The sequence below is a fragment of the Clostridium homopropionicum DSM 5847 genome (genome assembly GCF_001263795.1).
In the GTDB taxonomy this organism is placed as follows: Bacteria; Bacillota; Clostridia; order Clostridiales; family Clostridiaceae; genus Clostridium_H; species Clostridium_H homopropionicum.
The window spans coordinates 247,540-267,189 of record NZ_LHUR01000012.1 but is presented as its reverse complement, the minus strand read 5'-3'; the positions used below and the strand labels follow the sequence as shown (position 1 = coordinate 267,189).

The 19,650-nt window shown below is 30.7% G+C and carries 12 protein-coding genes, 1 riboswitch and 1 other annotated feature; of the genes, 8 read left to right on the top strand and 4 right to left on the bottom strand.

The features are described 5' to 3' along the window. Positions 1 to 41: 41 nt before the first annotated feature. The gene (locus CLHOM_RS04650) at positions 42 to 269 is read right to left on the bottom strand and encodes an alpha/beta-type small acid-soluble spore protein (RefSeq protein WP_052220524.1); all 228 of its coding nucleotides are present in this window, start codon (positions 267 to 269) and stop codon (positions 42 to 44) included. Positions 270 to 595: 326 nt separating this feature from the next. Then, positions 596 to 765, top strand: a riboswitch (Lysine riboswitch). Between the two features lie 112 nt (positions 766 to 877). Between CLHOM_RS04650 and lysA the strand changes: the two genes are divergently transcribed. Continuing rightward, on the top strand, positions 878 to 2,182 hold the full coding sequence (gene lysA / locus CLHOM_RS04645) for a diaminopimelate decarboxylase (RefSeq protein ID WP_052220523.1): 1,305 nt from the start codon (positions 878 to 880) through the stop codon (positions 2,180 to 2,182). A gap of 170 nt (positions 2,183 to 2,352) precedes the next feature. After that, entirely contained in the window at positions 2,353 to 11,004 is an 8,652-nt protein-coding gene (locus CLHOM_RS04640) for a glycoside hydrolase family 94 protein (protein WP_052220522.1), read from the top strand. Positions 11,005 to 11,074: 70 nt separating this feature from the next. Here CLHOM_RS04640 and CLHOM_RS18455 read toward each other — a convergent pair whose 3' ends face one another. Next, positions 11,075 to 11,290: a hypothetical protein gene (locus CLHOM_RS18455; RefSeq protein ID WP_052220521.1), complete on the bottom strand. Its 216-nt coding sequence runs from the start codon at positions 11,288 to 11,290 to the stop codon at positions 11,075 to 11,077. 233 nt (positions 11,291 to 11,523) lie between these two features. Here CLHOM_RS18455 and trpS point away from each other — a divergent pair, with 233 nt between their 5' ends. Further along, positions 11,524 to 12,534 (top strand): tryptophan--tRNA ligase, encoded by a 1,011-nt coding sequence (gene trpS / locus CLHOM_RS04630; protein ID WP_423230624.1) that lies wholly within the window; start codon positions 11,524 to 11,526, stop codon positions 12,532 to 12,534. Positions 12,535 to 12,574: 40 nt separating this feature from the next. Here trpS and CLHOM_RS04625 read toward each other — a convergent pair whose 3' ends face one another. Further along, the gene (locus CLHOM_RS04625) at positions 12,575 to 13,462 is read right to left on the bottom strand and encodes a Cof-type HAD-IIB family hydrolase (protein ID WP_052220519.1); all 888 of its coding nucleotides are present in this window, start codon (positions 13,460 to 13,462) and stop codon (positions 12,575 to 12,577) included. A gap of 323 nt (positions 13,463 to 13,785) precedes the next feature. Here CLHOM_RS04625 and CLHOM_RS04620 point away from each other — a divergent pair, with 323 nt between their 5' ends. Further along, positions 13,786 to 15,381, top strand: coding sequence for a peptide chain release factor 3 (locus CLHOM_RS04620; RefSeq protein ID WP_052220518.1), 1,596 nt, complete (start codon positions 13,786 to 13,788; stop codon positions 15,379 to 15,381). A gap of 25 nt (positions 15,382 to 15,406) precedes the next feature. On the opposite strand, the gene CLHOM_RS18450 is transcribed toward CLHOM_RS04620, so the two are convergent. Further along, a complete protein-coding gene (locus CLHOM_RS18450; RefSeq protein ID WP_175478644.1) occupies positions 15,407 to 15,559 on the bottom strand; it encodes a DUF5670 family protein in 153 nt (50 codons plus the stop codon). 188 nt (positions 15,560 to 15,747) lie between these two features. Here CLHOM_RS18450 and CLHOM_RS04615 point away from each other — a divergent pair, with 188 nt between their 5' ends. The 4 genes from CLHOM_RS04615 (at position 15,748) to CLHOM_RS04600 (ending at position 19,367) form a co-directional block, all read left to right on the top strand. Continuing rightward, positions 15,748 to 16,311, top strand: coding sequence for an ECF transporter S component (locus CLHOM_RS04615; RefSeq protein ID WP_052220517.1), 564 nt, complete (start codon positions 15,748 to 15,750; stop codon positions 16,309 to 16,311). A gap of 201 nt (positions 16,312 to 16,512) precedes the next feature. Further along, a complete protein-coding gene (locus CLHOM_RS04610) occupies positions 16,513 to 17,607 on the top strand; it encodes a sensor domain-containing diguanylate cyclase (protein ID WP_052220516.1) in 1,095 nt (364 codons plus the stop codon). Between the two features lie 110 nt (positions 17,608 to 17,717). Beyond that, positions 17,718 to 18,872, top strand: a complete 1,155-nt coding sequence (locus tag CLHOM_RS04605; RefSeq protein ID WP_052220515.1) for an AlbA family DNA-binding domain-containing protein — start codon at positions 17,718 to 17,720, stop codon at positions 18,870 to 18,872. A gap of 84 nt (positions 18,873 to 18,956) precedes the next feature. Then, complete coding sequence (locus tag CLHOM_RS04600; protein ID WP_052220514.1) at positions 18,957 to 19,367, top strand: hypothetical protein; 411 nt, start codon at positions 18,957 to 18,959, stop codon at positions 19,365 to 19,367. Between the two features lie 41 nt (positions 19,368 to 19,408). After that, positions 19,409 to 19,625, top strand: a binding site (T-box leader). Positions 19,626 to 19,650: the final 25 nt, after the last annotated feature.

Genomic DNA, 19,650 nt, shown 5'->3' with positions numbered 1-19,650 from the left:
TAATGGTTAAATAGAAAATAGGCTTTGGAAAAGCCCAAAGCCTAATCAGTTTTATTTGCCATTTGTTGTTCTACGGAAGCAATCATTCTTTTAACCATTTCGCCGCCTACATTTCCTGCAGTAGCCATTTTGCCAACTGTCTTTGTAGTATAGTCTCCTTTGTATTGATTTGTGTCGTAATAATTTTCTACAGCCATATCTTTTGCAACTTCTACTTTAAATCTATCTAAACCAGCACTAGCAGATGGGACAAGTGGTCTACGGGACATAAATTATTCTCCTTTCTTGCTTTAGTATTATAAAAATAGTTTTTGTAGAATGTTAATTTGTATACTTGGAAAAAATAAGAAAAATGCGATGCATTTTTCTTAAGTAACCAGTGGCCAGTTGCCAGTAGAATTAATAAAACTGGTTACTGGGAATTGGTTACTGGTTACTAAGAATTTTACGTCGTAAAATTCTTATGTAGCGACTAGAGATTAGCGATCAGCTACTAATAAAAATGCTCCGCATTTTTATTTTTAAAAAAGGTTGCATAATTATAAATTACGTGTTAAACTATCAATAATTTAAAAAAGTAAATATTAGATTAGTTGCCTAGGGTAGAGGAGCTGTAATTAAAAGTATTTATTCGGAGTCGGTAGGCTGAGATGAATAAAGAAAGGAATTATGGCCGAAGAAAGTAAATTGACGAATTTATTTTCTGGCCTTGCATAGAATATGTGCAAGGTTGTCGCGTATTTAACGTGGAGAGCTACAAGGTACACTGAGTTCGGAATATAGTTTAGATTTTTATATTGCGGCGAGGGTGTCCCTTGCCGCAATATTTTTTAATTTAATAAAACATTTTTATATATAAATTGGGGGCTTATTATTAATGAAACTATTTGGAACAATGCAGGTAATAGATAATAACTTAAATATTGGAGGAATTAACACAATTGAATTAGCAAAAGAGTTCGGAACACCATTGTATGTAATGGATGAAGAATTAATAAGAAGTAATTGCAAAAGGTATTACAATAGCTTTAAGGTTAACCAGGGCATAAATAGGGTAGCTTATGCTGGAAAGGCATTTTTGACCATAGCTATGTGTCAAATAATAAATGAAGAAGATTTATGTCTAGATGTAGTATCAGGGGGAGAACTTTATACAGCTTATAAGAGTGAGTTTCCTATGGACAAGATATATTTCCATGGAAATAATAAGACTCTTGAAGAAATTGAAATGGGAATAAAACTTGGGGTTGGAAGATTTGTTGCGGATAATTTTTATGAAATTGAGAAAATAGATGAGATAGCTAAAAAACACAATAGGGTTCAAAAAATTTTACTAAGAATCTCCCCAGGAATAGAGGCTCACACCCATGATTATATAAAAACAGCACAAGTAGATTCTAAATTTGGATTTACTTTACTTGAAAATCAAACTTTAAGCGCAGTAGAAAGAGCAAATATGATGGAGAATATCGAACTGGTTGGGTTCCATTGTCATATCGGTTCTCAGATTTTTGAAATTGAACCTTATAGAGAAGAAGTAAGGGTAATGCTTTCTTTAATAAAGGAAGTAAAAGATAAATTAAATTATGAAATTAAAGAACTAGACTTAGGCGGAGGTTTTGGAATATATTATCAAGAAGGTGACTTGCCTAAGGAAACTGAAGATGTATGCGAAGCAATTTTAGAGGAAGCAGAAAAGGTTGCAAAAGAACTTAACTTAACTTTGCCAGCTTTAACTATAGAGCCTGGAAGATCAATTGTAGGAAATGCAGGTACTACCTTGTATACAATAGGATCTATTAAACAAATACCTGAAGTGAGAAAGTACGTTGCTGTAGATGGTGGAATGACAGATAATATAAGACCTGCTTTATATAGAGCTGAATATGAATGTGTAGTAGCAAACAATGTAAATGCAGTAGGAGATAAAGAAACTGTAACTGTTTCTGGAAAATGCTGTGAATCTGGAGATATATTATTAAATGACGTTGAAATACCACAAGCAAAGAGTGGAGATATATTAGCAGTTTTAGATACAGGGGCCTATGGTTATTCTATGTCAAGTAACTATAATAAAATTCCAAGAGCAGCAGTGGTGCTAGTTTCATCAGGTAAAAGCAAAATAATTTGTAAAAGACAATCTTTTGAAGATTTAATTTCTAACGAGCTTGGACTTTATTAAAGCTCAATAACTTAGCCATTCAAATTTAATATATACAATAAATAAGGAACTTTTGTTAAAAATACTATCAAGAGTTCCTTATTTATTTTTTGTTTAATTTAGCCTTTTAGGGGAACAATATTTAGGAATTATATTATTAAGAAGTTAAATGTATTGAAGGAGTGACGTAAATGACATATATTATAGCAATTGTATCTATAGCATTACTTATAGCTATTTATTTTATTTTAATAAATAGAAAGGATAAAGATAATAAAAACATATTAGAGGACATGACAGTTATTGGTGTAAACAAAGAGGATTTGGAAAAACATGCTATAGAAATATCAAGAAACCACTCTTTTACTAGAAATTTAAATTCAAGAAGAAGGATAATGAATAGCTTGGACTTAAGCTATAGGAAAATATTAGAGAGTTACGAGGAAATAGATAAAGCAGTTAGAAATAAAAGAGAAGTAGCATCTGCTTCAGAATGGTTATTAGATAATTTATACCTTATTGAAAAAGAATATAAGCATATAAAATATAATATGCCAAAAGCATATTATAGAAATCTTCCTGTAATAGATAAAGGAATTTTAAAAGGATACCCAAGGATATATCATATAGCTATAGAATTAGTGTCCCATACTGATGGTAAAATAGACGAAGAAACTATAGAAAGATTCATTTATGCTTATCAAACAAGTTCTGTTTTAACAAGTGGAGAGCTGTGGGCGCTTCCAATAATGCTTAGAATTGCATTAATTCAAAACATAAGTAAGATATCAGAAAAAATTGTATTCAATTTAAATGAAAAATTAAAAGCTGATGAAATATCAGATAAATTTATTAAAGCGTTAGAAACAAATACAATGAGTCAATTGATTGCTGATATTTCTGGAAAAAATACAGATTTTACTGCACCTTTTACAGAGAGATTTTTAAAAATAATAAGAGAGAATGGTTTGGATTGCAAAGAAATATATAGATGGATTGATGAAAAATTAGAGATAAAAGAAACTAACTCTGAAAAGATGATAACACTAGAGCACCAATTACAAGCTGGATATCAGTGCTCTCTTGGAAACTCTATAAGCTCAATTAGAGAGGTTGAGGCTTTAAACTGGAGAGAAAGTTTTGAGAGACTAAGCTATGTAGAGAACGTTTTGAGAAAAGATCCAGCAAATATATACTCTGAAATGGATTTTGAATCAAGAGATTATTATAGACATAGGCTAGAAAAGCTTGCAAAAGCAATGAATAAGCCTGAGTCCTTTATAGCAAAAAAAGCTGTACAGTGTGCTGAAGAAGCAGAAATAAACGAACACAACGAATATGAGAGACATGTAGGATATTACATTTTAGATGATGGTATAGAATGCTTAAAAAGTAAATCTGCATTTAAGGATAAAGGTATAAGAAGTGTATCCAATAAAATAAAAAAGGATGCTGTGAAATACTATATAGGAGCTATAGTAATATTTACTTTTGCACTTATAGGAATGTTTCTTATACTAAGTTATGTTAATGATTCCGAAAGAATTTTATGGAGGTACTTAGTTGCAGCCTTAGTATTACTTATACCATGCAGCGAAGTTGCTATTTCCTTATTAAATTGGAGCATTAATCATTTAAACGATGAAGCTTTTATTCCTAAGATTGAGTTTAAAGAAGGAATAGGAGAAGAAAACAAAACTGTTGTTGTGATTCCAACTATTGTTAATAATGTAGATAAAGTTCATGAACTCATTAACAATATGGAGGTTTACTATCTAGCAAATGCTGATAGAGATTTATATTTTGCTTTACTAAGTGATTTTAAAGATAGTAATGAAAAAGAAAATGATGAAGATAAGTATATTGTGGAAAATGCTTTAGAGGATATTAGAAAGCTAAATAATAAGTATTGCAAAAATAGAGAAGATATATTTTACTTTTTCGGTAGATACAGGCAATACAACGAAAGAGAAAAAAAGTGGATAGGATGGGAGAGAAAGAGAGGTAAGCTTGCAGAATTCAACTCTCTTATTAGAGGTAATCCTAATACGAGTTATGATGTTATTAGTGGATATATATCTAATTTTTACAATGTTAAATATGTAATAACATTAGATTGTGATACTCAATTGCCAAGAGATAGTGCAAGAAAGCTTATTGGTGCCATGGCGCATATTTTAAATAAACCTCACATAGATGAAGATAAAAAGATGGTAGTTAGAGGTTATGGATTAATGCAGCCAAGGATTAGTATCAGTACTTTAAGTGCAAATAAAACAATTTTTTCAATGGTATTTTCCGGTGAAACAGGAATTGATACTTATACAACTGCTATTTCAGATGTTTATCAGGATACATTTGGAGAGGGAATTTTTACTGGTAAAGGAATATATCATGTTGATACTTTCAACTATATGTTAAAAGATGAGGTACCTGAAAATTCAATTTTAAGCCATGATTTACTAGAAGGTTCATATGTTAGAACAGCATTAGTTACTGATATTGAATTTATAGACGGGTATCCAGCTTATTATATGGCAAGTATTAAAAGACTCCATAGATGGGTTAGAGGCGATTGGCAGCTTTTACCTTGGCTCAAAAAGAAAAAATCTATTAATACACTTTCTAAATGGAAAATGATTGATAACCTAAGAAGAAGTCTTTTGGCACCAGCTATAATCATTTTAATTGCATTATCATTTCAAGTGCTTCCAGATGGGAATGATAAATGGATTGTAGCAGCTATTCTTGCTTTAATTAGTCCTTTAATTTTTGATGTTACGGAATCTGTAGCATCTCCAATTAGAGGAATAAGCATGTCTGGTAAAATAAATAATAATAAAACTGCAATGGAACAGGTTTTTTTGATATTCTGTTTTTTGCCATTTGTAGCTTATACAATGGTAGATGCTATTGTTAGAACAATATATAGGGTTTATATCAGTAAAAAGAATCTTTTAGAATGGCAAACAGCAGCAGATGTGGAGGCAAGATCTGGAACAGAACTAAAGGATTATATAGCTTTTATGTGGAAAGGCAGTTTTATTTCAATAATATTATTATTTTTAGCATTTATGAAATCAATAGATGCAGGAATTATAATGTTACCATCTTCTGTTGTTTGGTTTTTATGCCCATGGATAGCTTGTTATATAAGCATGGAAGAAAAAGAAAAGGGCAATAGCTTAAGTAGAGAACAGAAAGCTTTGATAAGAAGAATTGCAAGAAAAACTTGGGCATATTTTGAGGACTTCGTTAACGAAAAAAATAACTGGCTTGCTCCGGATAACTATCAGGAGGACCCAAATAATGGAGTTGCCCACAGAACATCCCCTACTAATATAGCAATGGGAATTACTTCGAATCTAGTGGCTTATGATCTAGGCTATATTGGAATATTCCAAAATGTAGATAGAATTGAGAGAATACTAACAAGTGTTGACGATTTAAAGGGATATAAAGGGCATTTATATAATTGGTACAATACTGTAACCAAAGAACCGCTAAATCCTAAATATGTTTCTACAGTAGATAGTGGAAATTTAGCGGGGTATTTATGGTTATTGGTAGAGACATTAGAGGAATATTTAAATAATCCTCTAATAAATAAAAATTTTAAGAGTGGAATTTTAGACACTATATGCCTTGCAGAAGAAGAAATAAATCAAAAGCTTAAAATCCATAATTTTTATAGTGAACAAATAAAAAAAATAAATACTAAAAAATTTGACATATTTGATAGCAAAACATTCTATGAGGAACTATTAAATAAAATTAGCGAAATAAATAATAAAAGTTCAGAAGAACTCTACTGGAATGAGAAGTTAAAAATTTCAGTTGAAAAAGCATTATATGAATTGAGATTAATTTGTCCTTGGATTGATACTGTATTATCAGAGAATGCTCCGGAAGCAGTTAGAAATAAACTTGATAATCTTGCTAGGAAGGTATCAGTAAAAAAATCTAAAGATGAAATAGAACAACTTTTGTTAAATGAAGCCTCACTTACGAAAGAGCTAGTTAATTCATTAAAGCAAACAGTATATGAAATAACAAAGCTTATAAATAAAATTGATGCTTTAAAAGAAAAATCAAATAATATGGTTTGTAATACAGATTTTAAGATGTTATTTGATAAGAAGAGAGGACTTTTCTCAATAGGATATGATGTGGAAAGGGATACTTTAGGTAAAAGCTATTATGATTTATTAGCATCAGAGGCAAGGCAAGCAAGTTTTGTTGCAATTGCAAAGGGAGATATAGATGCTAAGCATTGGTTTAAACTTGGAAGATCTATGGCTAATATATGGAGAAACAAGGGTCTGGTTTCTTGGACTGGAACTATGTTTGAATACTTGATGCCGCTTTTAATTATGAAGCCTTATCCTAATACATTATTATCAGAAACCTACAAATCAGTTGTAGAAGGTCAAAAAAGATATGGAAAAATCAGAAAAGTACCTTGGGGTATTTCTGAATCTGCTTATAGGGCTTTTGATGTAAGTTTAAATTATCAGTATAAGGCTTTTGGTATACCAGGTATAGGGCTAAAAAGAGGGCTGAAAAATGAACTTGTGGTTTCACCATATTCTACAATATTGGCTCTTCAAGTAGATTTAACAGGTGGGTTAAAGAATATAGAAAGACTTATTGGTGAAGGCTTGGAAGGAAAATATGGACTATATGAAGCGATAGATTATACTAAGGAAAGGATGCAAAAGGAAAAGCTTAGTTCAATTGTAAAGTGCTTTATGGTACATCATGAAGGTATGAGTTTAATGTCTATAGATAATGTTTTAAATAAGAATATTCTAAGAGAAAGATTTCATAGAATATCAGAAGTAAAGGCTACAGAGCTTTTACTTCAAGAAAAGGTTCCAAAAGTAGTAGTATATGAAAGAGATCAAAGGTTTGATGAAACTGAAATAAAGGAAGAAAAACAGAATATAATTCTTAGAAGATTTGACACAGCAAAAACAAGCATTCCTGAGGTCCAATTGTTATCTAACGGAAGCTATTCTTGGATGATTAATAATAGTGGAAGTGGATATGGTAAAAAGGGTGAAATGTCAGCCTACAGATGGAAGGAAGATGTTACTTCTGATAGCAGCGGTATGTTTTTCTATATAAAGGATATAAAAACAAGTGAATACTGGAGCAGTACCTATGAACCCTGTAAGAAACATGGAGACAGCTATGAGGTTATATTTTCACCGGATAAAGCTGAATTTAAAAGAAAAGATGGAGAAATAACAACTCATTCTGAAGTTACATTATCTAGTGAAGATGACGCTGAAATAAGAAGGATTTCTCTAAGCAATAATGGAAAAGAGGTAAAAATAATAGAAATAACCTCTTATTGTGAGGTTACTCTTACAACCTTTAGTTCTGATATAGTTCATCCAGCTTTTAGTAATCTTTTTATTAGAACTGAGTATGTTAAGGACCTTGAATGTATTATTGCCAATAGAAGACCAAGAGCTAAGGGGCAGAAAACCCCTTACATTGTCCAGTGTTTTGCGCTAGAAGGTAAGGAAGTTGGAGTAACTGAGTATGAAACAAGTAGAGTTAATTTTATTGGAAGAGGAAGAGATTTAACTAATCCTATAGCTATGGAAGGAAGCTCTGCCTTAGGTAATAGTAAAGGGGCGGTTCTTGATCCAATAATCAGCATTAGAAAGAGAATAAAAATTGAACCTGGAGAAACAGTAAAAATAGCATATACAACTGGAATTGCAGAGTCTAAAGCAGAAGCTGTGGAACTTGCAAGTAAATATAAAGAAATGAAGAGTATAGATAGAGTGTTTGAAATTGCTTTTACACAGAGCTTAATTCAAATGAAATACCTAGGTATAAAGTCTCCTCAGGCAAATCTATATCAAACTATGGCCTCTAAGATATTGTATTTAAGCAGCTTATATAAAGAGAGAGAAGAATATATAAAGAGAATAAAGAGAGGGCAGTCTTCACTATGGAAATATGGTATTTCAGGTGATTTGCCTATTGTGCTTGTAGTAGTGGATGATGAAAAGCACAAGGAGTTAGTAAGGCAAATGCTTAATGCACATGAATATTGGAGAACTAAAGGCTTAAAAGTGGATTTAGTAATTTTAAATATGCAAAACATTTCTTATATTCAGCCTCTTCAAGATAGTATTAGAGATTTGATATCAACTAGTTATGCTAGAGATAAGCAAAACAAGCCAGGAGGTGTTTTCTTATATAACAGGGCTGCTGTTGAGGAAGAAGATAAAGACTTATTAATTGCAATATCCAGAATTGTGCTATATGGTAACAAAGGTTCACTGATTAAACAGGTTAATGAAGTGAAAAAACAATTTAGTAATAAAGAATTGATAGTATCTAATAAATCTTATACCTATGAGCCATACAGATTTAATATCAACAAATTGGAATATTTTAATGAGTATGGCGGCTTTGATTTAGAAAATAATCAATATGTTATCATCTTGAGAGAAGGTAGAAATACTCCTGCACCATGGATAAACGTGGTAGCTAATAAGGATATGGGCTTTATTGTTTCAGAAAGAGGAGCATCTTACACTTGGTGCAAAAACAGCAGAGAGAATAAACTTACATCTTGGTCAAATGATTGGGTGAGAGATCTGCCAGGAGAAGCATTATATATAAGAGATGAAGAAAATGGTGATGTTTGGAGTATATTACCAAGTACTATTCGAGATAAAGGGGAATATATTATTGAGCATGGATTTGGTTATTCCAATTTTAAACATGAAGCAAAGGGAATAATAGGAGAGGCCAACATGTTTGTTCCTCTAGAGGATAAAGTAAAGATTTGCAAGATTAAATTAAAAAATAATTCAAGTACCGATAGAAAGTTGTCCTTAACATACTTTACACAACTTGTATTAGGGGTTGTTAAGGAGCACAATGCCACACATATTGCAACATACTTAAACAAAGAGAAAAATTATATATATGCACAGAATCCATATAGTGAGCATTTTGGAAGCTTGTATGCTTACCTTAAGATTATAGGTGGTGAAGGTGAAAGCTTTACAGGAAGTAGAACTGAGTTTATAGGAAGAGGAGGAACTCTTGAAGAACCTGAAGCTCTAAAAAAGGTGGAATTTTCTAATGAAGTTGGTGCAGGAGTAGATCCATGTTTTGCAGAAAATTCTAAGATAATCTTGAAAAAAGGTGAAGAAAAAAATCTAGTAATAGTGTTTGGTCAGGATGAAAGCCTAAATAATATAGAAATACTAATAGAAAAATATATGAATTTTGATACGGTTAAAAGAGAGTTTGAAAAGGTAAAAGATTATTGGAAAAAGATAACTAACTGTATTAAGGTAAATACACCTGATAAAGCAATGAATATAATGCTTAATGGATGGCTGCTATATCAAACTATTGTATGTAGAATATGGGCCAGAAGTGCATTTTATCAGTCAGGTGGAGCCTTCGGATTTAGGGATCAGCTTCAGGATGTAATGGCCGCTGGGTATGTGAATCCAGAAATGGCTAGGGAACATATACTTTATAGTGCTACTAGGCAATTTATAGAAGGAGATGTCCAGCATTGGTGGCATCCAGTTGTAGATAGCGGCATAAGAACAAGATTTTCAGATGATTTATTATGGCTTCCTTATGTAACGGCTGATTATATAAAAAGAACAGGAGATTACAGTATCTTAGATGAAAAAGCTGAATATCTAGAGGATGAACCTTTAAAAGAAGGTGAGGATGAAAGATATACAATTTCTAAGAAATCACAGAAAGTTGGTACTATATATGAACATTGTATTAAAGCCATAGAAAAAAGCTTGAAATTTGGTCCTCATAACATTCCATTAATGGGTTCCGGTGACTGGAATGATGGTATGAGTGAAGTAGGCAATAAGGGAAGAGGAGAAAGTGTATGGTTGGGATGGTTTTTATATAGTATATTAGATGACTTTAAAGATATATGTAAGATTAGAAATGATCAGTATAGGCTGCAAAGATATATAGAAATGAAGGATTTTATCAAAGAAAATCTTAATAAAAATGCTTGGGATGGTGGCTGGTATAGAAGAGCATATTTTGATGACGGAACTCCGTTAGGCTCTATTGAAAATGATGAATGTCAAATAGATTCATTATCTCAATCTTGGGCTGTTATATCAAAAGCAGGAGAAAAAGAAAAAGTTGAAGAAGCAATGAATGCTTTAGAAAGACATTTAATAAAAGAAGAAACTGGAATGGTACTTCTTTTGACTCCAGCTTTTGCAGATAGTAAGCTGGAACCAGGTTATATAAAAGGGTATGTTCCTGGGGTAAGAGAAAATGGTGGGCAATATACTCATGCTTCCACTTGGGTAGTGCTGGCAATGGCTTTAATGGGAAATGGAGATAAAGCACATAAGGTTTATAGTATGCTTAACCCTATAAATCACTCTAAATCCTACTATAATTGTGAAAGATATAAAGTAGAGCCTTATGTCATGGCTGCAGATGTATATGGAAGAGAACCCCATATTGGAAGAGGAGGATGGACTTGGTACACTGGAGCTGCTGGATGGATGTATAGGGTTGCAGTGGAAGGAATACTAGGCTTAAAATTTAAAGGTAAAGAAGGCTTTGTAGTTGAACCTGCTTTACCAGAAGAGTGGAGTGGTTTTGAGCTTCAGTATAAAAATAAAAATAGTAATTACAACATCAAAGTCTATAAAGGAGAAAATGCCTCTGTCACAATGAATGGAGAAATTCTTGAAACAGGTGTAATTCCTATGACTTCAGAAGGAGAGCATGAGGTTATAGTAGTACTAGAAAGTAAAAAAAGCACCATTGAATCTCAGAGCAAAAGTCTAAACAAATAATTATAATAAATTAAGCTAATCTGTAAACTTGAATTATAAGTTTACAGATTAGCTTTTATAAAATACTTAATTATTCATCTAGATAATCTTCACCCCAGATATCTTCTCCTCCATTATAAGTATAATCAAATTCCATATTGGAGATGTTGTTTGAAACTATAGGATCATTTTCAGGTGTAGGGAGAAATGTATAATCTACTTTAGAATAGGATTTTATTTTTGAAGGCATTTTTTCAAAATATCCTCTTTGATTAGGACCGTAAACTACTCTTTTACCTTTACTCAATTACTTCCACTCCTTTTACTATAGATTTTCTACAATAATTAGTATTTCACCAAAATAAATAATTAAATATATAATAAATTAATATTTCAAGTATAAATATTTTTATAATAGAAGGAACATAGAAAAACTAAATAATTGTTATATAGGGCTTTTATTATATATATAATTTAATTTATAATATAGAAGGGCAAGATTATATTTACATAACTACTAAACAAATGGAGGTAAAAATAGTGGAACAGACTGTTGAAAAGAAGGTTATATTTAGTGGAATACAACCTTCAGGTGAGTTGACCTTAGGAAACTATTTAGGAGCACTTAAAAACTGGGTTAAGCTTCAAGATGATTATAATTGCTATTATTGCATTGTTGATATGCATGCTATAACAGTAAAACAAGAACCAAAGGATTTAAGAAGAAGGACTTTAGAAGTTCTTGCTACCTATGTAGCAGCTGGATTAGATCCTGATAAGAATACAATTTTTATTCAATCACATGTGCCAGCTCACGCAGAAGCAGCATGGCTTTTAAATTGCAATACTTATATTGGTGAACTAAGTAGAATGACTCAATACAAAGATAAATCTCAAAGATATGGTAATAGCATTCTTGCTGGACTATTTAATTATCCTGTATTAATGGCTGCAGATATACTATTATATCAAGCAGATTTAGTTCCAGTTGGAAATGATCAAAAACAACATTTAGAGCTTACTCGAGATATAGCTGAAAGATTTAATAATAGCTATAGTCCTACTTTTAAAATTCCTGAGCCTTATATACCTGAAGAAGGTGCAAAAATAATGGATTTACAGGAACCAACTAAGAAAATGTCAAAATCCTCAGATAATCCAAATTCCTTTATACTTATAATGGATCCTCCGGAGGTGATAAGAAAGAAAATATCAAGAGCTGTAACAGACAGCTTAGGAATTGTAAAATATACTGATGAGCAGCCAGGTGTAAAGAATCTAATTACAATACTAAGTGCAATAACTGGGAAAACTCATGAGGAAATTGAAAAGGAGTATGAAGGTCAAGGCTATGCTCAGTTTAAGAAGGATGTAGCAGAAGCAATAGTAGGTGAACTTGCTCCTATTCAACAAGAGGTTAAGGAGTTAACAACTAACAAGGAATATCTAGAAAGCATTTATAAAAAGGGTGCAGAAAAAGCAAATTATGCTGCAACAAAAACTTTAAGAAAAATGCAAAAAAAGATTGGTTTTATACCACTATCAAAATAAATTATTAAAATAAATTTATACTATAGTTTCTTTTTAAGGACTATAGTATAAATTTATTGATTACATGTGCTACCCCATCTTCTTCATTAGATAATGTAACAAAGTCAGCAACTTCCTTGATTTCAGTAGTTGCATTTCCCATAGCAACTCCAAGTCCTGCAAAATTAATCATATCTATATCATTTCCTGAGTCTCCAATACAAATAACATCATCTTTATGAATACCTAATTTTTCTGCTATAAGCTGAATTCCCGTACCTTTAGTAACTCCTTTTGAGAGTATTTCTAAGGTATTATAAGAAGGTCTTAATACTGTAAATTTATTAAATAACTCTTTAGGGGTGTTTTCCCTGTCAAGGACCAAAGAATCATTTCCATTAGAAGTTTTTGGAATAGTAAGCGTATAATTATTTCTCTTTATAACTCCTACTAAGTGTTCTTTAAAGTGTAGATTTTCATTTATATAGACTGCTCTATTTATTGTAATATCCTTATTTAAAGTGTTAAAATCTACGATCTTCATATCTAAGCCTGATAGCAAGGCTTCTAATTGAGAAGTAATATTTAAGGTTGGAGTTAAAATTAAAGCTTCCTTTTGCAATAAAATATTTAAGGTTATTTTCAACTGCTTGGCAACATTATAAAGATATTGCATATCATCATAAGTTAATGTACTTTCAAATAGTACTTCCTTTGTGCCTAAACACTTAACGAAGGCACCACTGCAAGCAATTCCATAATCGTCATTAGAGATTATATTTAATTGTTTAGCATACTTTTCAAGTCCTTGAATAGGCCTTCCAGTTGATAGAACAATTTTTATGCCTTTTGCACTTGCTTCTTTTATAGCTTTTATAGTTGAAGTTGAAATAGTTTTATCATTTTTCAGTAAAGTACCATCTATATCAATAGCTATTAATTTATACATTAGTATCCCCCTTAAGTTGTATCCTTTATTTTTTTATTATAACATTTTCAAGTTAAGAGAGTATTAACAATTTAAGAAAAATGCGGCGCATTTTTCTTAAGTAACCAGTGGCCAGTTGCCAGTAGAATTAATAAAACTGGTTACTGGGAATTGGTTACTAAGAATTTTACGTCGTAAAATTCTTAAATTGCAAATCAAAAGGGTATTAAGAAATTACTTTAATAAGGAATTAGTTTATGGTAATATTAATAGTTGAGAGTTAAATTTCAGGTTTAGATTTTTACAAGGAAAGCCTAAAATTATGTTGGAAAGAGGAGAAATAGGTGGCAGATTTAATAAGAGAAATAGAAAAAAGACGAACTTTCGCTATAATATCTCACCCTGATGCGGGTAAAACTACATTAACCGAAAAATTATTATTATACGGAGGAGCTATAAGAGAAGCAGGTTCAGTAAAAGCTAGAAGAGCTTCAAAGCATGCAGTTTCTGACTGGATGGAAATCGAGAAACAAAGAGGAATTTCTGTTACATCCTCAGTATTGCAATTCAATTATGCAAATCACTGTATAAATATTTTAGATACCCCAGGACACGAGGACTTTAGTGAAGATACATATAGAACACTTATGGCTGCCGATAGTGCTGTTATGGTAATTGACGGAGCTAAAGGTGTAGAAGCACAGACTAGAAAATTATTTCACGTCTGCAGCTTAAGAGAAATACCTATATTCACATTTATAAATAAGATGGATAGAGAAACAAAAGATCCTTTTGAATTACTTGAAGATATTGAAAAAGAATTAGGAATAAAATCTTATCCTATGAATTGGCCTATAGGATGTGGAGCTGATTTTAAAGGAGTTTATGATAGAAATAATAAACATATTTTATTATTTAACGGCGGCAATCATGGACAAAGTACAGTTCAGATTCTGGAAGGAACTTTAGAGGACGAAGAAATAAGAGAGCTTATTGGAGAACCTTTATACGAAAAGCTATTAGAGGACTTAGAATTATTAGATGAAGCTGGAGAAGAATTTAATATAGAAAGTATTAAAAGTGGAGAACTTACTCCTGTCTTCTTTGGTAGTGCTTTAACTAACTTTGGAGTGGAGCCGTTTCTTGAGAACTTCTTGAAGATGACGCCGCCACCTTTACCTAGAAAGTCCAACATAGGAAATATTGATGTTTTTAGTGAGGATTTTTCTGCCTTCGTATTTAAGATTCAAGCAAATATGAATAAAGCTCATAGAGATAGAATTGCTTTTATGAGAATTTGTTCTGGAAAGTATTCAAAAGGAATGGAAGTATATCACGTATCACAGGATAAAAAAATAAAGCTTACTCAGCCACAGCAATTTTTAGCTGAAGAAAGAGAAATTGTTGAAGAAGCTTATGCTGGTGATATTATTGGAGTATTTGATCCGGGTATTTTTGGAATAGGGGATACACTATGTCCAGCTTCAAATAAATTTAAATTTGAGGGAATTCCTACCTTTGCACCTGAACACTTTGCAAGGGTTAGAACTGTAGATACCATGAAAAGAAAGCAATTCATTAAAGGAATTACTCAAATTGCTCAAGAAGGTGCTATTCAGGTATTTAAGGAACTTCATATTGGTATAGAAGAGATAATAGTTGGGGTAGTTGGTGTACTTCAATTTGAAGTTTTAGAATATAGACTAAAAAATGAATATAACGTAGATATAAAATTAGAAAGACTTCCATATAAAAATGTAAGATGGATAGAAAAGTCAGAAATTAGACCTGAGGATTTAAATATTACTAGTGATACAAAAGTTGTTAAGGACATAAAAGATAAAGATCTTCTAATCTTCTGCAATGATTGGGGAATCAATTGGGCACTAGAACATAATAAAGGCTTAGTATTATCTGATATAAGTAAGAGTGATGAATAAAAAAAGCTTAGGGATTTTAAAATTCCTAAGCTTTTTTCTTGCCATATAAAATATCTATTATAAAAACTATAGAAGAAAAAACAATCAGAAAATTTATTAGACTGGTGCCTATTCTAAATACTATTCCTGCCAGCCAAATTATAAGAAGAGAGGCCCCGAGCCATCTTAATATTGTCATTCTATATCCTCCTGATCAAATTAATAATGTAATATTTTCTAACATAGTATATGCAAATAATTAATAAATTATTTGTAGCAAGTCACTTACGCAGTGTGATGATTTGGTACAGATGTGTATCGATACATTTGCAGAAAAATGAAAACTACATATAATTATGATATACAAAAAGAAATGGAGGAATTTAAATGGAACAAAATAGGGGAAAAATGGGGGCTAGTTCAGCTAAAACAAGTACTTATGATTTAATTAAGGTTGGATTAATGGCGGCTATAGTGTTTGTAGCTACATCAATAATTCATGTACCGTCTTTCATGGGGGTAGTTCACTTAGGCGATAGCATGGTTTTTGTAGCAGCACTATTATTAGGAAAAAAGAAAGCAGCAGCAGCTTCGGCAATAGGTATGAGCTTGTTTGACCTATTAAATGGATATACTGCGTGGGCACCTTTTACTTTTGTAATAAAGGGAGTTATGGCTTACATTGCTGGCAGCATAGCTTATAGAAGAGACTATGAGGGTAAAAAAATAATAAATAATATACTTGCATTTGCAATTGGTGGATTATTTATGATTGCTGCTTATTATTTTAGTGGAGTATTAATGGCAAAATATATTGTATCTCCTTCAATTACTATAAATGAAGCATTTTTATTAGCGCTTAAAGATATTCCAGGAAATATTGCACAAGTAGTTGCAGGAATAGTAATAGCTGTTCCACTTAGTATAAGTTTAAATAAAGTTAAGAAATAGAAAATTTCTAACCCAAAGAACTATTAGATGGAATTATAAAAAGTGATTTAATTTTTTAAATCACTTTTTTATAATTTAAGTAATAACAGCAATATAAATATTTATGTTAATGAAGGATTTCTATTGATTTTATAGAATATTATAAGGTAATATTATTATATAAAATAAGGTAATGAAAATTCTAGGAGAAAGTGGGACTTTATGAACATAAATAATACTGATTTAGATGACCAATATAAAAGGGATTACTTAAAATTAAAAGATGAATTTGAAACATATCAAAGTTTTGCTGAAAGTACAATACAGTTACTTACGGAAAAAAATATCAGACTAGAAAAGAAGTTAGATTCCATAACTAATATTGTAGAAATTAGCAAATACATAAATTCATATCTTAGTAAGAAAGAATTGATCCCTATGATAAATGATATGATAATCGGTATTTTGGGTGCTACATATTGTTCAATATATCTTATAGAAGATGATGAATTAACGCTTAAAGCTTCAAATTTAAGGAATCAATCCTCAGATCTTTCTCATAAAGAATTATTTAAGGAATGTTTTAATGGTAAACCATTTATTATAAATTCAAAGGAACCTATTTTTGATAGAAATTATAATAAAAGTGATATACATTCTTTAATCGGTGTACCTATATATTTAAGAGAGAAGTTTATTGGATATATTATAGTAGAACATGCATTGAATAATTTTTTTGTCCATGAGCATATAAAATTTATATCTACTATTGCAAACCAGATAGCTATAGCATTGGAAAATAATAATCTTTATAATCAAATTAGGGAAAATTCTATTAGAGATCCTCTTTTAGGAATATACAATAGAAAATACTTTTATGATGTAGTAGAAGATAAATTAGCTAAAGATAATACAAGAAAATTTGCTATTATAATGATGGATTTAGACAATTTTAAAAAGGCAAATGATTTGTATGGACATCAATATGGAGATGAAGTATTAAAATTAACTGTAAAAACTATTGAAGAAAATATTGATAAAAATGATATGCTTGCTAGATATGGTGGAGAAGAAATGGTTATCTTTATTGAAGGCTTTCATAGTATTTCAGAAGTCTTTGATAAGATTGATAAAATAAGAAATAAGATAAAGAATACAGTAGTAAGCTATAAGGAAATACAAGGGAGTATTACTGCAAGCTTTGGCATTAGTTATTATCCGGAAGATGGTAAAAACTTAAATGAAATAATTAGTGTAGCTGATTATAGACTATACGTAGCAAAGAAGAGTGGGAAAAATAAAGTAGTAAATCATTAAATAGGGGATGAATGACAATTCAATCTCCTTTTTAAATTAGTGGAAATTTAGTGGTATTTTTTATAGATAAATCATAATATATAACGAGTATAAAATTGGAGATAAGGAGTATGAATAAAAAAAAGTTTATTAGTCTACTTAAAAGTAATGAAGGGCTGAAATTGGATTTTAAACTTATACTTGATTTAAGTACAGAAACAGGTAAAAAGGAGCTAGCTAAAGATATTTGTGCATTGGCTAACTCAAGAGGTGGAAGGGGATACCTTATTATTGGTGTTGAAGATAAGACTAAAAGGATTATAGGTATAGAAAAAGATTCTATTACTGAAGAACAACTTCAACAAATAATAACTTCAAGATGCGAGCCTCCTATACCAATAGGGCTGGAATTTATTGAACATGAAGATAAAAATCTTGCTATAATCACAGTTTTTCAGAGCAATTTAAAGCCTTTTCAAGTTCGAGAGAATGGGGCCTTTTATATAAGAAGGGGTTCCACCACAGATACTATGAGAAAACAGGAACTTATTACTTCTTTTCAAGAAAGTATGAATATTAATATTGAATTAGCTCCTGTAGTTAAGAGTAATCCTGAGGACCTAGATGTAGATCTTATTAATAAATACTATAGACTGCATGGGATTGAATGTACTGATACAAATAGATTATCATTAATGGAAAATACTAAAATTATATATTTAGATGAAGAATCAAAAAGATATAATGTAACTCTAGGTGGATTGATAGTATTTTCTAAAATAAATTATTTGTATTTACCTTATAATTTAATTAGAATTATCAACAATGTGGATAATAATAATCATAAAGTCCATATAATCCAGGGTGATTTATTGAGTATGCTAAAGGAATGTAATAAAACCTTAGGTGATATACTTCCTAAAAACTATCCTAAAAGTGCAGTTTATGAAGCTATAAAAAATGCTGTACTTTATAGAGATTATACAATAATAAATAAAGAGATAGAAATAATAGTTGGAAATAGCAGCGTAAGTGTTACAAGCCCAGGAGTTTTATTGAAAGAAAATAAAGGGTCTATGGAGGTATCTAATGACTACCTAAGAAGAAATATGTGGATATATGAAAAAATCATTACTTTAGGTGAAGATAATTTAAATGCTCAAACAAGGAAAGGATTTTTCAGGATGAAAAAAGACTTTAAGAAATTTGGAGATGTAATTTTTGTAAATTCTTATAAGGACAATATATTTAAGGTTATATTTCCAGGAATAAATAAAATTAAATAATCTATTTAAAGCAAAAGTATGTTGATAAATTATTCAAAATATTGTATAAATAAATTAATATATAATTTAAAAGGAGTGGTTAGCATGCTACATGTTTTTTGTGATGCAAAAGGTTCAGGAAAAACTAAAGCTCTCATCCAATCTGCTAATGAAAAGGTAGACTTTTCAAAGGGAAATGTTGTTTATATTGATGACGATAATGGACCACTACTACATTTAGACAGAAGAATTAGATTTATTTCAACAGAACAATACAATTTAATGGATTACAGCAATTTATATGGTTTTTTGTGCGGCATCTTGTCAAGGGACTATGATATTAACACTATATATATAGATGGATTATTTAATATCATAGATGGAAATGTTCATGATGCGGCACATTTATTTTTTAATTTAGAGAAAATATCTAGAAAATATGATGTCGATTTCTACATTAGCATGAATCTTGAAAAGGATAACATGCCAGAATTTATTAAGAAATATGTTGCATAAGAGTAAAAATACTTATATAATATTGCTTAAATAAATAAAAGCTATAGATAATGATAGAAAAAAGTAACCTTATGGATCATAAAGAGAGCTAGTGGTTGGTGTAAACTAGTTGAAAAATGAGGCGAAATACATTCTTGAATCTTATACTGAAAGGCTAAGGCTTACTAGGTTGTTACGTAAATTCCAACGTTATATGGGAAATGAGTGAATATGCTTGCATATTAATTTGGGTGGTACCACGGAAATTTCGTCCCTTTATATTTTTATATAAAGGGACTTTTTA

Excerpts from the sequence above, each read along its gene's own strand:
- CLHOM_RS04650 (WP_052220524.1), bottom strand. The coding sequence starts at position 269 with ATGTCCCGTAGACCACTTGTCCCATCTGCTAGTGCTGGTTTAGATAGA.
- lysA (WP_052220523.1), top strand. The coding sequence starts at position 878 with ATGAAACTATTTGGAACAATGCAGGTAATAGATAATAACTTAAATATT.
- CLHOM_RS04640 (WP_052220522.1), top strand. The coding sequence starts at position 2,353 with ATGACATATATTATAGCAATTGTATCTATAGCATTACTTATAGCTATT.
- CLHOM_RS04625 (WP_052220519.1), bottom strand. The coding sequence starts at position 13,462 with ATGTATAAATTAATAGCTATTGATATAGATGGTACTTTACTGAAAAAT.
- CLHOM_RS18450 (WP_175478644.1), bottom strand. The coding sequence starts at position 15,559 with ATGACAATATTAAGATGGCTCGGGGCCTCTCTTCTTATAATTTGGCTG.
- CLHOM_RS04615 (WP_052220517.1), top strand. The coding sequence starts at position 15,748 with ATGGAACAAAATAGGGGAAAAATGGGGGCTAGTTCAGCTAAAACAAGT.
- CLHOM_RS04610 (WP_052220516.1), top strand. The coding sequence starts at position 16,513 with ATGAACATAAATAATACTGATTTAGATGACCAATATAAAAGGGATTAC.
- CLHOM_RS04605 (WP_052220515.1), top strand. The coding sequence starts at position 17,718 with ATGAATAAAAAAAAGTTTATTAGTCTACTTAAAAGTAATGAAGGGCTG.
- CLHOM_RS04600 (WP_052220514.1), top strand. The coding sequence starts at position 18,957 with ATGCTACATGTTTTTTGTGATGCAAAAGGTTCAGGAAAAACTAAAGCT.